This window comes from Streptomyces sp. NPDC048483 (genome assembly GCF_040651455.1).
Classification (GTDB): Bacteria; Actinomycetota; Actinomycetes; order Streptomycetales; family Streptomycetaceae; genus Streptomyces.
The window spans coordinates 51,567-64,468 of sequence record NZ_JBEZJZ010000008.1 but is presented as its reverse complement, the minus strand read 5'-3'; the positions used below and the strand labels follow the sequence as shown (position 1 = coordinate 64,468).

Sequence of the window (12,902 nt, the reverse complement as noted above, 5' to 3'; positions counted from 1 at the left end):
CAGAACGGCGGACACAGAACGGCGGACACAGAACGGCGGACACGGAACGGCGGACACGGAACGGCGGACACGAACGGCGGAGCGCCCCGGCGATGCGTCCCTGGTATGGAACCGGTGCAGGGCCGTGACCAGGTTTTTCCGGGGTTGCGGGGGAGACTGCCAGCCCTCCCGCTGAGTGGGAAGAGGGTATTTCGTTTCGGAATAGTAAAGCGTAGGTTCCCTCTACCCCCTGCCGCGGGACGGAGCGGCAGGGGCTCATCCCGTACGACCCGAGAGGGGATGCGCATGCGCGACGACGATGTACTCGCAGCGGTCCGCGAACTCGCCCCGGCCCTGCGCGAGCGTGCCGCGGAGGCCGAGGCGCTCCGTAAGGTGCCCGATACGTCCATCAAGGACCTGGAGGAGACCGGTTTCTTCCGGCTGCTCCAGCCCCAGGCCTACGGCGGACTGGCCGCCGACCCGCTGGTCTTCTACCGCTGCGTCAAGGAGATAGCCAGGGCGTGCGGTTCGACCGGCTGGGTCGCCTCCGTCGTCGGCGTCCACCCCTGGCACGTCGCGCTCTACGACCGGCGTGCCCAGGACGAGGTGTGGGGCGAGAATCCGCACACCCGAATCTCCTCCTCGTACGCCCCGACCACCGACGTCACCCCGGTCGGCGGTGGCTTCCGGGTCTCCGGCCGCTGGCACTTCTCCTCCGGCTGCGACCACACCGACTGGGCGCTGCTCGGCGGCCTGGTCACCGACGACGACGGCAAGCCGGTCGAGGTCTACACCTTCCTCGTCCCGCGCGGCGACTACCGCATCGTCGACGTGTGGGACACCGTCGGCCTGCGCGGCACCGGCAGCAACGACATCGTCATGGAGGACGTCTTCGTCCCCGAACACCGGGCCCTCGGCTTCGGCCCGGTCAGCGCGCTCGACTGTCCCGGCCACCAGGTCCACCCCGAACCGCTCTACCGGCTGCCGTACGCCGCCGTCTTCACCACCACCATCTCCACCCCGATCGTCGGCATCGCCGAGGGCGCGTACGACGGCTATGTCGCCGCCACACGGGAGCGGTTCCGGGTCTCGTACGGTCAGAAGGTGGCCGAGGATCCGTTCGCGCAGGTACGGATCGCCCGCGCGGCGAGCGACATTGACGCCGCCTGGCTTCAACTCACCCGGAATGTCGGCGAGTTGTACGAGCTCGCGGTGCGCGGCGAGGCGCTTCCCATGGAGCTGCGCACCCGTGCCCGCCGCGACCAGGTGCTCGCCACCGAACGGGCCGTCGGCGCCGTCGACCTGCTCATGGAGAACGCCGGCGGCAGCGCCATGCGCACCGGCCCGAATGCCGTCCAGAGGGCCTGGCGCGATGTGCACACCGGCCGCGGCCACGCCGCCAACGACCCCGAGCGGGCGCTGGTCCTCTTCGGCCAGGGCGCGCTCGGTATCGACATCCAGGACACGATGCTTTGACTCCTCCCCCTCGTGGACGAGGGGGATTCCTGGCTCACGTTGCCTGCGGCCCGGCGGGCGCGCACTCCGATGCCGTCGCGGTACACGCGCACGCTGGACGGGGGCTTGGGAAGGTCCCGCGACCACACCACGCACAGCACGATCCCGCCGGCAAGGTGCAGGCGGCCGTCCTTCAAACGGAAGCCGCGCTGGGTGGAGTTCAGGCTCGGGTCGGCTTCGCGCTGCTTCTTCCAGCGGGGCATCCCGGCGCGCCGCCGCATCGGCAATCGGCCTTGATGTCCTTGAGCGCTTTGGCCCGCGACTTCGCGAAGTCGCGTATGAGCTGCTGCTGAGGAACCGATGCGCCCTCGGCCGGCCACGGCTCACGCGTCGGGCCTCGGTCAGCATCTTGTCGAGCTGGGCCGGACCACACGTCACCTTTTCGCCGGTCGCCCGATTGTGCTGGTGCATGGCCTTCGACTTCGCGACGTATTCGTTCCACACCCTTCCCCAAGCTCTCGGCTCCGCTCGAGCAGGGGAGACCCCATTCACCGGTCCCACTCGGCTTCGAGTGCGGTCCTGGCCGATGCCGACAGGCGCACACGGTAGGTGTACCGGGTGTGCCCGGACTCCTCCGCCGTCTGCGCTGGTGTCGTCATGAACCCGAACCTACCTGGGAGGACTGACAGTTGAGAGCTCTTGATCGTTGTGGGCTGCCTCGCCCCGTTGCGGGGTGGACGCCGGATCGCCCTGGCGGCGGTCCGGCCACCTCTGCCCTGCTCCGCAGGAGTCCGATTCTCCCCCGCAACCGGGCGGTACCCCCACCCCGGCCTGAAGACCGGGGCATTCTCGGAGGAATGTGGTGACAACTTACGACAGCAGTGACCAGAGCGCCCACAAAAGCACCTACGAGAGCACCTCGAGGACCGCGAAGGCCGGCGGACTGACCCTGCACTACAACGAGGCGGGGCCGCAGGACGCACCCGCGGTGATCATGCTGCACGGCGGCGGCCCCGGCGCCTCCGGCTGGTCCAACTTCGGCCGCAACCTCCCCGTCTTCGCCGAGCACTTCCGTACGCTGCTGATCGACCAGCCCTGCTACGGCGCGTCCGACAAGCCCGAGCCGGACAAGGACTTCTTCTCCTTCGCCGCCGATGCCGTGGCCGCGCTGATGGACCAACTCGGCCTGGAACAAGCCCACTTCATCGGCAACTCGCTCGGCGGCGGCACCGCCACCCGCCTCGCCCTCGACCACCCGGACAAGGTCGCCAAGCTCCTGCTGATGGGCCCCGGCGGCATCTCCGTCAACCTCTTCTCGCCCGACCCGACCGAGGGCATCAAGAAGCTCTTCGCCTTCCATGCCGCAAACGGTTCCGGTGAGCCCACCCGCGAACAGATGCGGGACTTCCTGCTGACGATGGCGTACGACCCGGCGATCGTCACCGACGCATTCGTCGAGGAGCGCTACGCGCAGGCCATCGACCCCCAGGCCCGGCTCGGCACCGCCCGGATGGGCGCCTCGTTCGCCAAGTGGCCCCAGGACACCATGCTGTGGCGCGAGGCGTACCGCATCACCCACCCCACGCTGATCACCTGGGGCCGGGAGGACCGCACCAACCCCCTCGACGGGGCGCTGGTCGCCCTCAAGACCATCCCCGACGCGCGGCTGCACGTCTTCCCGCACTGCGGCCACTGGGCACAGACGGAGCGGTTCGACGAGTTCAACCGCCTCGCCATCGACTTCTTCTCGCACTGAGTGCCCGCACTGGGTGCCACCGGAACCACCGAGGGACTTCACCATGGACATTCGCTCTCTGGGCTATCTGCGCATCGAGACCGCCAAGCTCGCCGAATGGCGCGGCTACGTCCTCGACATCCTCGGCATGACCGAGGCCGAGGGCACCACGGACGAGGTGCTCCACGCCCGTATCGATGACCGCATCCGCCGCTTCTCCTTCGTCGCCGGCGACCAGGACCGGCTCCTCGCCGCCGGCTTCGAGGTCGCGGGCGCCAGGGCGCTGGCCGAGGCCGCCGCCGAACTCGAGGCGGCCGGCGTCGCCGTCAAGCACGCCGACGACGCCACCCTGGCCGAACGCCGCGTCCAGGGCCTGATCCACTGCGCCGACCCGGCCGGCAACCCCCTGGAGATCTACTGGGGCCAGGCCCAGGACCACACCCCGCTCGGCACCCCGTACGGCAACCGCTTCGTCACCGGCGACCACCTCGGCCTCGGCCATGTCGTGCTGCCCGCACCCGACATGGACACGGCCGTCGACTTCTACGAGAACCTGCTCGGCTTCCAGCTGCGCGACCGGATGAAGCTGCCGCCGGTCGCCGTCCCGACCGGCGAGCCGGGCCGCGACTTCTACTGGATGAACTTCCTCAGCCCCAACGCCCGCCACCACAGCCTCGGCCTCTACCCCGGCGCCCTGCCGCCCGGCATCGTCCACTTCATGGTCGAGCTGGAGAGGCTCGACGACGTCGGCTTCTGCCTCGACCGGATGAACAAGGCCGGCATCCCGATCGCCTCCTCGCTGGGCCGGCACTCCAACGACCACATGGTGTCCTTCTACGCGCAGGCCCCCGGCGGCTTCCAGGTCGAGTACGGCTGGGACGGCCTGATCGTCGACCCGGCCACCTGGACGGCGAAGGAGATCACCTCCGACAGCTTCTGGGGCCACCAGTGGAACGGCTGAACCCACCGAGGGACCGGCCGATCGATCCGGCCGCCTTCCGCGAGATCGTCGGACGCTTCGCCAGCGGCATCACCGTCGTCGCCACCCTCGGCGACGACGGCCAACCGGCCGGCCTGGCCTGCCAGTCGTTCGCCTCGCTGTCCCTCGACCCGCCACTGATCATGCTCTGCGTCGGGAAGTCCTCGACCAGCTGGCCCCGGATCGAGGCCATCGGACGGTTCGCCGTCTCCATCCTTGCCGAGGAGCACCGGGACACCTGTGCCGCACTGGGCAGGTCCGGCCCGGACAAGTTCGCCGCCATCGACTGGAATACGTCGCCGCACGGAACGGTGCACATCGAGGGAGCCCTGGCCATCGTGGACTGCGCGCTGGAGGCCGTCCACGAGGCGGGCGACCACCTCGTGGTCACCGGGCGGGTCCGCGCACTCGCCGCCCGCGACGACGGATCGCCGCTGCTCTACTTCCGCAGCGCCTACGCCGCCGGAGCGTTCTGATGCCCCTCGACGCAGCGAAACTCACCGCCGCGCCGCCCGTCCGTACGGAGGTGAGCTGGGACGACCGCGATGTGCGGCTCTACCACCTCGCCCTCGGCGCGGGCGTCCCCGAGACCGACGAGCGCGAACTGGCCTATGTCTATGAGCGGCACACCCGCGGCCTGACCGTACTGCCCACCTTCGGCACGGTCGCGGGAGGCACCGGCGGCATCGGCTTCCAGGTCTTCGACCTGCCCGGAGCCGATTTCGACCTCGCCCAGGCGCTGCACGGCGGCCAGGAGATCACCGTCCACCGCCCGCTGCCCGCCGCCGCCCGGGCCACCGCCGTCACCCATGTTCCGGCCGTGTACGACAAGGGCAGGGCCGCCGTCATCGTCCAGGAATCCACCCTGTACGACGAGGACGACCGGCCCCTGCTCACCCAGCGCAACCAGATCTTTGTGCACGGCGCCGGCGGCTTCGGCGGCGACCGCGGCCCCGCCCGCCGCACCCCCGTCCCCGACCGGGCACCCGACCATGTCTTCGATGTGCCCACCCTGCGCCAACAGGCCCTGCTCTACCGCCTGACCGGCGACTGGAACCCGCTGCACGCCGATCCCGCCACCGCCCGCAAGGCCGGCTACGACCGGCCCGTCCTGCACGGCCTGTGCACCTTCGGCACGGCCGTCAAGGTCCTCACCGACCGGCTGCTGCACGGCGACCCCACCGCGATCACCGCCTGCCGCACCCGCTTCGCCGGGGTGTTCTTCCCCGGCGAGACCCTGCGGCTGCACCTCTGGCGCGCCCCGGACGCCGGCGGCTTCCTGTTCCGCGCGAGCGCGGCGGACCGCGACGAGGCGCCGGTACTGACCGAAGCGAGCGTCACCCTGCGCCGCCCGCCGCACCGAACGGAGCCCCGATGAGCACGAGTTGGGACCACACCTACGACGTCGTGGTCGTCGGATCCGGCGCGGCCGGTCTCGCCGCGGCCCTCACCGCCCGGCTACGGGGCCTGACCGCCCTGGTCGTGGAGAAGACCGAGTGCTACGGCGGGTCCACCGCGCTGTCCGGCGGCGCCATCTGGGTACCGGGCAACTTCCACCTGGACGCGGCGGGCCTCGGCGACACCCGCGAGAAGGCCCGCGCCTACCTCGACGCGACCGTCGGGGACCGCGTACCGGCCGCCCTCAAGGACGCCTACCTGAGCGACGGCCCGCGCATGGTCCGCGAGTTCCACGACCGTACGGAGGTGAAGTTCGTCTACACGCCGGGCTACTGCGACTACTTCCCCGAGCGGCTCGGCGGCTATCCGCAGGGCCGGTCCATCGAACCGGCCATCTTCGACTTCAACCGGCTCGGCGGCGAAGCGCGCCGCACCATGCGCCGGGCCGGCCTGCCCACGTACGGGCTGACCATCACCAGCCATGACTTCCGCCACCTCAACATGGTGGCCCGCACCTGGGCCGGCCGCCGTACCTCCGTCAAGGTCGGCCTGCGCGCCGCCAAGGCACTGGCCACCCGCAGCAGACCGCTGTCCCTGGGCGAGGCGCTGATCGCCCGGATGCGGCACTCGCTCGACACCCTCGGCGGCCACCTGTGGCTGTCCGCGCCGCTCACCGCCCTGGTGGAGGAGAACGGCCGGATCACCGGCATACGGGTCCGCCTCGACGGCAAGGAGGTCACCGTCGGCGCAACCGGCGGCGTCGTCCTCGCGGCCGGCGGCTTCTCCCACAACCAGCGGCTGCGTGAGAAGCATCTGCCGGCCCCCACCTCCACCGCCTGGTCCTCGGCCGCGGCGGGGCAGACCGGCGACGCACTGGAACTGGGCATCGAGGCGGGCGCCGCCACCGACCTCCTGGACAAGGTCTGGGGTGCCCCCTCCGTCGTACCCCCTGGCGAACGCCCCTTCTTCCTGGTCGCCGACCGCGGCATCCCCGGCATGGTCATCGTCAACCAGGCGGGCGAGCGGTATGCCAACGAGGCCGCGCCGTACAGCGAGTTCCTCGACGCGATGTACGCGCACGACACCCCCGAAGCGTCCACCGTCCCCTCCTGGCTGATCCTCGATGCCCGCGCCAAGTCCCGTTACCTCTTCATGGGCCTCTTCCCCGGCCAGCCGTTCCCCAAGAAATGGCTGGCCGGCGGCTTCATCAAGAAGGCGGACTCGATCACCGCACTGGCCGGGCTGACGGGCGCCGCCCCCGAGCGCCTGAACGCCGCCATCGACCGCTTCAACGCGTTCGCCCGCGCGGGCCGCGACGGCGACTTCCATCGCGGCGACAGCGTCTACGACCGCTACTACGGCGATCCGACCCTCCCCAACCCCAACCTCGCCCCGCTGTCCAAACCGCCCTACTACGCCGTCCCGGTACACCCCGGGGACATCGGTACCAAGGGCGGTCTGGTCACTGACACCGCGGCGCGGGTGCTCCGAGAGGACGGCAGCCCGATCGAGGGGCTGTACGCGTCCGGCAACGTGTCCGCGGCACCGATGGGGGAGACCTATCCGGGACCGGGAGCGACGATCGGGCCGGCCATGACATTCAGCTGGTCGGCGGTCAATCACCTCGCCGAGACGATCCGTACGCGCTGACGCCGCGCGCCCCACGCCGGTCCCGCCCGGCGTGGGGCGCCCGTCCTACGGGCGGGGGCCGATGACCTCGCCCCCGTCGTTGTACACGCTGATGGCCATGGCCGGACAGACGTCGGCCGCGTCCAGCGCCCGCTCGTCCTCCTCGAACTCCTCTTTCACCGGGCGCGAGTAGCTCTCACCGAGGACGAACAGGTCCGGCGCGATGTTCGCGCACATCCCCGACGCCATGCACTGCCGGGAATCGATCGCCGCTTTCCACGTCATCCGCCCTCACCACCCCACCGGCATGACCCGCGGGCCACGCACCAGCATCTGGCTCTTCCACACCACATCACCGGCCAGGCGCAGACCCGGGAACCGGCCGATGAGCGCACCGATCGCTTCCTGGAGCTCCAGTCGCGCGAGCGGCGCGCCCAGGCAGTGGTGCACCCCGTGCCCGAAACCCAGGTGCTGATTGCCGTCCCGGGAGATGTCCAGCGTCCCCGGCGAGCCGAAGCGCAGGGCGTCGCGGTTGGCGGCCCCTACGGCGACGAGTACGGGCGATCCGGCCCGTACGAGCGTGCCGCCGACATCGATGTCTTCCTTGGCGTAGCGCGCCTGGCCGGCGCCGCTGCCCAGCGGGACGAACCGCAGCAGCTCCTCGACGGCCCTGCCGATCAGCTCCGGCCGCTCCCGCAGCAGGGCCAGCTGCCCGGGATGATCCAGCAGCGCGAGCACGAAGTTGGGAATCTGGGTGGCGGTCGTCTCATGGCCCGCGACCAGGATCCCGACGCACAGATCGACGAGTTCCAGCTCGGACAGCCGGTCGTCGACATCCCGCGCATCGATCAGCGCCGTCATCAGGTCGTCGCGTGGCGCACGCCGGTGATCCTCGATCAACTCGCCCATATAGGCGCGTAGTTCTTCCAGATTCGCATCGAATTCCGCCGCCGTCAGCGAGCTGGTCGACAGCGCCGCATCGCTCCACACCCGGAACCGCGGCCGGTCCTCGGCCGGCACCCCGAGCAGCCGGCAGATCACCGCCACGGGAATGGGCAGCGCGTACCGGTCCACCAGATCGGCCGGCGGCCCGGCCGCCTCCAGCTCGTCCAGCAGATCGTTCGTCAACTCCCTCACCTGTGGCCGCAGTTTCTCGACCTGGCGGACCGTGAAGGCCTTGGCGACCAGGGAGCGCAGCCGGGTGTGGTCGGGCGGGTCCATGCCCAGGATGCCGCTGTTGCGGCGTGCCTCGGACTGCCGGGGCTCGTCGTGCAGTGCGGCGTCGGCCCGGCTGAACCGCTGATCGCCGAGCACGAGCCGGGCCTCGGCATACCGTGTGACGAGCCAGGCCGGCTCCCCGTGGGCCATCCGCACCCGGAGCAGTCCGGGACGGTTGCGCGCCTGCTCGTACTCGTTGGCGAGCTCAAGGCTCTCGGGCGTATTGAAGGGGTAGGAGAGTGGTGCTGTGTCGGCCGTGGTCATGGTGACCTCCCTCATGTAAGCACCTGCTTACACAAGGTAGGCCGCTCCCTGCGGGGTGGTCAACGACGCATTACGGCCGTCATGGTGACGTGTCGTCGGAGAGGAGCGTGGTCGTGCATGAGGGAGACATCGGAGGATCCCGCGAAGGCACACCGCCGGGGTGCCGAGGGCACCCGGCTGCGGTTGCTCGACGCCGCGTCGGAGCTGTTCGCCGAACGCGGCTATGAACGCGCGACCGTACGCGATATCGCCGCCCGCGCCGGCGCCAACCAGGCCCTCCTCTTCCGCTACTTCGGCTCGAAGAAAGCCCTGTTCGGGGAGGTGATGGCGCGCGGCGGCCAGGAGCAGCTGCGGACCACGCCGCCGGAGCGGCTCTTCGAGGTCGCCCTCCGCGGCATGCTCGACGACAACGCCGGTGACGGTCACGACGGGGGCGGCGGTGGCAAGGGCGGCGACGGCACGGCCAAGGACCGCTCACTGGAGGTCTGCCTGCGCTCCATCGGCGGCAGCGACGAGATCGCGGAGGCGCTGCGGGGGCTCGGCGAGGAGTACGCGGACGTGCTGGCGACCCTCTCGAACGCCGACAACGGCGATCTGCGGGCCGATCTGGCGCTCTCCTGGCTGCTGGGAATTGGCTTGATGCGAGTGGTGGTCGGAAAGGAGCCACTGGCGAGCGCCGACCCGGACACGATCTGCGCCCTGGCCGGCGGCGCCTTGAGTGCGCTGCTGGAAGGGCTGCCGCAGACGTCGCGGGAGGCGCTGCCGGACGGCGGGCCGGAGGGGCCGGGTCAGCCGCAGAATTCCGCCTCGATCACCTTCCCGTAGAGCTCGCCGTCCACCAGCCAGTCGCCGTTGATGTCGAACGTCAGCTGATGCTTGCCGTCCCGCGTCCCGGCCACCGCGGACACCGATCCGTTGGTGCGGCCGGTGTGCCCCCACACCGTCACCCCGCACGACAGTGTGACCGAGTCGATTCCGAGCCCGAACGTATAGCCCTCGCCCGCGGGCACCCCGTCGTCGAACATCTCCTTCATCTGGGCGGCGGGCAGCAACGCGCCCGTCACCAGGGCGCGTTGAAAGCGATTGAGGTCACCGCCGGTGGATATCAGATCGCCCGCCGCGCCCAGCCACGTCATGTTCTGTTCCGTCGCATCATGGACGGGGGCGTCCGGCGCCGTGTCATGAAGCCGGGAGTACGCGACCGGATGCGGTGCCGGCAGCTGCGGATCGGTCCCCGGGAACGACGTCCGGTGCAGCTTGAGCGGCCTGATGATGCGCCGCGTGGCCTCCTCGGCGTACGAATGGCCGGTGACCTCGCCGATCACCATCCCGGCGAGGACGTAATTGGTGTTCGCGTACGAGGGAGCCTTGCCCGGCTCGGACACCGGCGGGTGCTGCATCGCCACCGCCACCAGGTCCTGCGGCCGGTGGGTGTCGTACCGGTGCTCCGGGAATCCCTTGCCGGAGGAGTTCCGCCCGAATTCGGCGTCGTTGGAGAAGTCGAACAGGCCGCTGGTGTGGTTGAGCAGCTGCCGCAGCGTGATCCGGCGGCCGTCGTTCCCGTTGCCCCGCACGACGCCGGGCAGCCATTTCTCGACGGTGTCGGTCAGGCTCAGCCTCCCCTCCGCCTCCAGCTGGAGCAGCACGGTCGCGAGGAACATCTTGGTGTTGCTGGCCGCCCGGAAGTGGTCACCGGCCGACCACTTGCGCCCCGTACCGGTATCGGCCGATCCCACCGTCCCGAACCAACTCCCCCTGCTGTCATGAACGGTGGCCGCGACACCGGGCAGTCCGCCCCGCTCCACCACCGCCCGCAGCGCGGCCCTCGTGGCGTCGTGACCGCGCGCGGCGGCGTGGGCGGGGGCGGCGGGGGCGGTCAGGGTGCCGGCCCCGACCGCGACGGCGGTCGTCAGGGCGAGTAAGACGGCGCGGGCGGCTCGCTGCTCCATGGCATTCCTCCGGTCGAGTCCGTGTGGCGGGAAAGACGCCGGACCCGGCCGGGAGGTTGATCAGTTGGCCCGCGGCGCCCGGCGGCCGATCGCCTCATGGATCCGCTGCAGGTCGGCGGTGAGGGCGTCCAGCCAGATGACCGAGTCGACGAGCAGCGCGGCGGATACGGCGCGCGCGTCCCGGCCCGTGCCGTCGTCCGGCGGCGGGGGAGGGGTGACGGCCAACAGACCGCGGATGTCGAGGGGGTGGGTGTCGCCGAGCGGATCGGCTGTGGCGTCGCCCGTACGCAGGTGCTCGGCAAGGGCGCGATAGCCGTCCGCCGTCTGCCCGGCAGCGTGCCGCAGCCAGCCGCCGACCGCCAGGTCGGTGATCTGTCCGGGACGGCCGGGCAGCAGCCGCTCCCCGCGCCGGGCGTGCGCCCCGGCGGCGAGCACCGTCGGCCAGTCCGGCTGCCGGGCGGTCTCCTCGCGGGGTTCGCTCTGGTACTGGGCCAGGCTCTCCTCGGCGAGGAGGAGGGCGCGGTTGAGGGCGGCGATATCGGCGCGCGCCGTGTCGTCGGCGCCACTGCCGGTGTCGCTGCCGGTCCGTTCCACGACGCGCGCCGTGGTCCGCCCCACCGCATCGGCGACGGCCGCACACACCCCCGCCATGCTCCGGCGCAGTTCGCTCCCCGCACCCCGCGGCCAGGCCAGCACCCCGCATGCCAGCCCGATCAGACTCCCGGTGAGCACATCCGCGAACCGGGTCGGCGCCAGGTGCCACGTCACGGGGGCGACCTGCGCGAACAGTGTCGCCACGACCAGCGTGAAGCCGCCCTGCGCCCAGGCCGGCCCGCGCAGCGGCCCCACGGTGAACGCCGAGAGCATCACGACCGGCAGCACCAGCGCGTACACCGTGTTCCGGTCCTCGACGAGCGCCAGCAGCGCCCCGGCCGCCACCGCGCCGATCAGCGTGCCGACGAGCGCCTGCCGGACCACGGAGCGGGTCTCGAGGCTGGTCGTCCGGGTGAGCGTCAGCGTCGCCAGCAGGACCCAGAAGCCGTGCGACAGGTCGAGGAGCCCGGCGATGGCCCGCGCCGCGGCCAGGCCGACGGCGAACCGGCAGGCGTTCTGGAAGATCACCGAGCGCGGGGTGAAGTGCGCGGACAGCCGCCGCCACCACAGCTCCGGGGCGCGCGACCGTGCATACGAGAAGGCGTGCCCGCCGCGGACCTCGTTGACCGTACGGTCCCCCAGGAGAAGCCGGATCGCCAGCACCAGCACCACCGCGGAGTCGGCCGCCTGCACCGCCAGCGCCCGGCGCCGCAGAAAGACCGGCCGGTCGTCGGCGCCGAGCCGCTCCAGCGCGGCCACCGCCCGACGGGTGCGTACGGGCGCCAGCTCGTCCTGCAGCGCTGCCGCGGAGGGCGGCGGCCCCTGGCCGCGCAGCGCACGCGCCGCCTCCCGTACGGCGTCGCCGATCCCCTGGAGCAACACCACCGTCTCCGCCCGGTACGAGTGATGCGCTCCGGCCCCGGCGTGCAGGTCCGCCAGCTGGGCCAGGAGGGTGCGGGCCGCCTCCGCGGCGTGCGCCATGGCCTTGTGCCTCAGGGTGGGGGAGGCGGGGAGATCGGCGGGCGGTACGCGGGAGGGACGCAGCCGGTCCGTGGCCGCGCGCGCCCGCGCCAGCGCCCGCTCGGGGGCGGGCCCGCCATGGTGATCCGCCAGCGCGGCGGCCGCCTCGGCGGCGTCGGCCAGCAGCGACCGGAACGACGGCGTCGCCGGCTCGGGCAGGACGAGGACCTGGGCCGCGGCCAGCAGCACCGCCCCCAGCAGGAACCCGTAGACCCGCTGGTCGAGAGCGTCCGGCGCGTACGGCGGGAAGCACGGCAGGATGTACAGCAGCTGCATCCCGGGGGCCGCCCCGGCGATCCGGGGGCCCGCGATTCCGGCGTAGGCGACCATGAAGCCGATGACCAGCATGCCGACGACGGCCGCCCAGGTCCGCACCGCCAGCAGCGTCCCCAGGGTGACGAGCGCCATTCCCGCGGGGATCGCCATGAGCGTGGTGGCGGCGCGCTGCCGCCCCGATCCCGGAATCCGGGAGAGCGCGCCGAGCGCCACCACCGCGAAGGCGGCATACAGGGACATGACCAGCGCGCCGAGCCCGTAACGGCAGAGATAGAAGGCGGCACAGGCGGCAACCGTCACCCGCGCCGCATTGCCCACCACGGCCCGGTGCCCACGCAGACCAGGTCCGCCACGCACCACCCTTCCACTATTGGCCGCCCGGTCCTCCGGCGCACAGCGGGGCCCC

Annotated in this window: 11 protein-coding genes and 1 pseudogene; 7 read left to right on the top strand and 5 right to left on the bottom strand. The window is 71.5% G+C overall.

The annotated features are described in order from the left end of the window. Nucleotides 1-279 precede the first annotated feature (279 nt). Nucleotides 280-1,455: a 3-hydroxy-9,10-secoandrosta-1,3,5(10)-triene-9,17-dione monooxygenase oxygenase subunit gene (gene hsaA, locus AB0D04_RS06630; RefSeq protein WP_362700044.1), complete on the top strand. Its 1,176-nt coding sequence runs from the start codon at nt 280-282 to the stop codon at nt 1,453-1,455. Nucleotides 1,456-1,520: 65 nt separating this feature from the next. On the opposite strand, the pseudogene AB0D04_RS06625 reads toward hsaA, so the two are convergent. Further along, nucleotides 1,521-2,093 (bottom strand): annotated as a pseudogene (locus AB0D04_RS06625) (RNA-guided endonuclease TnpB family protein); the annotation flags it as partial. A 203-nt stretch (nt 2,094-2,296) separates the two neighbouring features. Here AB0D04_RS06625 and hsaD point away from each other — a divergent pair. From hsaD to AB0D04_RS06600, 5 genes are read left to right on the top strand one after another with little or no spacing between them, the layout of a single operon-like run. Next, complete coding sequence (hsaD, locus tag AB0D04_RS06620) at nt 2,297-3,190, top strand: 4,5:9,10-diseco-3-hydroxy-5,9,17-trioxoandrosta-1(10),2-diene-4-oate hydrolase (RefSeq protein WP_362700042.1); 894 nt, start codon at nt 2,297-2,299, stop codon at nt 3,188-3,190. 43 nt (nt 3,191-3,233) lie between these two features. Next, nucleotides 3,234-4,130, top strand: coding sequence for a VOC family protein (locus AB0D04_RS06615; protein ID WP_362700040.1), 897 nt, complete (start codon nt 3,234-3,236; stop codon nt 4,128-4,130). Next, the gene (locus AB0D04_RS06610; protein ID WP_362700038.1) at nt 4,118-4,624 is read left to right on the top strand and encodes a flavin reductase family protein; all 507 of its coding nucleotides are present in this window, start codon (nt 4,118-4,120) and stop codon (nt 4,622-4,624) included. Before AB0D04_RS06615 ends, AB0D04_RS06610 begins: the two co-directional genes overlap by 13 nt. Further along, entirely contained in the window at nt 4,624-5,526 is a 903-nt protein-coding gene (locus AB0D04_RS06605; RefSeq protein ID WP_362700036.1) for a MaoC/PaaZ C-terminal domain-containing protein, read from the top strand. The genes AB0D04_RS06610 and AB0D04_RS06605 overlap by 1 nt, the downstream gene beginning before the upstream one ends. Continuing rightward, the gene (locus tag AB0D04_RS06600) at nt 5,523-7,196 is read left to right on the top strand and encodes an FAD-dependent oxidoreductase (protein ID WP_362700034.1); all 1,674 of its coding nucleotides are present in this window, start codon (nt 5,523-5,525) and stop codon (nt 7,194-7,196) included. The genes AB0D04_RS06605 and AB0D04_RS06600 overlap by 4 nt, the downstream gene beginning before the upstream one ends. Nucleotides 7,197-7,241: 45 nt before the next feature. On the opposite strand, the gene AB0D04_RS06595 is transcribed toward AB0D04_RS06600, so the two are convergent. Further along, complete coding sequence (locus AB0D04_RS06595; protein WP_362700032.1) at nt 7,242-7,460, bottom strand: ferredoxin; 219 nt, start codon at nt 7,458-7,460, stop codon at nt 7,242-7,244. A 6-nt stretch (nt 7,461-7,466) separates the two neighbouring features. Next, complete coding sequence (locus AB0D04_RS06590) at nt 7,467-8,657, bottom strand: cytochrome P450 (RefSeq protein WP_362700030.1); 1,191 nt, start codon at nt 8,655-8,657, stop codon at nt 7,467-7,469. Nucleotides 8,658-8,774: 117 nt separating this feature from the next. Between AB0D04_RS06590 and AB0D04_RS06585 the strand changes: the two genes are divergently transcribed. Further along, complete coding sequence (locus AB0D04_RS06585) at nt 8,775-9,482, top strand: TetR family transcriptional regulator (protein ID WP_362700028.1); 708 nt, start codon at nt 8,775-8,777, stop codon at nt 9,480-9,482. Here the strand turns inward: AB0D04_RS06585 and AB0D04_RS06580 are convergent. Beyond that, entirely contained in the window at nt 9,446-10,606 is a 1,161-nt protein-coding gene (locus tag AB0D04_RS06580) for a serine hydrolase domain-containing protein (protein ID WP_362700026.1), read from the bottom strand. The two genes, AB0D04_RS06585 and AB0D04_RS06580, sit on opposite strands and share 37 nt — an antisense overlap. A 60-nt stretch (nt 10,607-10,666) precedes the next feature. Further along, nucleotides 10,667-12,853: an FUSC family protein gene (locus tag AB0D04_RS06575; RefSeq protein WP_362700024.1), complete on the bottom strand. Its 2,187-nt coding sequence runs from the start codon at nt 12,851-12,853 to the stop codon at nt 10,667-10,669. Nucleotides 12,854-12,902: the final 49 nt, after the last annotated feature.

Coding starts and splice junctions, on each gene's coding strand:
- AB0D04_RS06580 (WP_362700026.1), bottom strand. CDS start 10,606: ATGGAGCAGCGAGCCGCCCGCGCCGTCTTACTCGCCCTGACGACCGCC.
- AB0D04_RS06595 (WP_362700032.1), bottom strand. CDS start 7,460: ATGACGTGGAAAGCGGCGATCGATTCCCGGCAGTGCATGGCGTCGGGG.
- hsaA (WP_362700044.1), top strand. CDS start 280: ATGCGCATGCGCGACGACGATGTACTCGCAGCGGTCCGCGAACTCGCC.
- AB0D04_RS06615 (WP_362700040.1), top strand. CDS start 3,234: ATGGACATTCGCTCTCTGGGCTATCTGCGCATCGAGACCGCCAAGCTC.
- AB0D04_RS06585 (WP_362700028.1), top strand. CDS start 8,775: ATGAGGGAGACATCGGAGGATCCCGCGAAGGCACACCGCCGGGGTGCC.
- AB0D04_RS06590 (WP_362700030.1), bottom strand. CDS start 8,657: ATGACCACGGCCGACACAGCACCACTCTCCTACCCCTTCAATACGCCC.
- AB0D04_RS06600 (WP_362700034.1), top strand. CDS start 5,523: ATGAGCACGAGTTGGGACCACACCTACGACGTCGTGGTCGTCGGATCC.
- AB0D04_RS06605 (WP_362700036.1), top strand. CDS start 4,624: ATGCCCCTCGACGCAGCGAAACTCACCGCCGCGCCGCCCGTCCGTACG.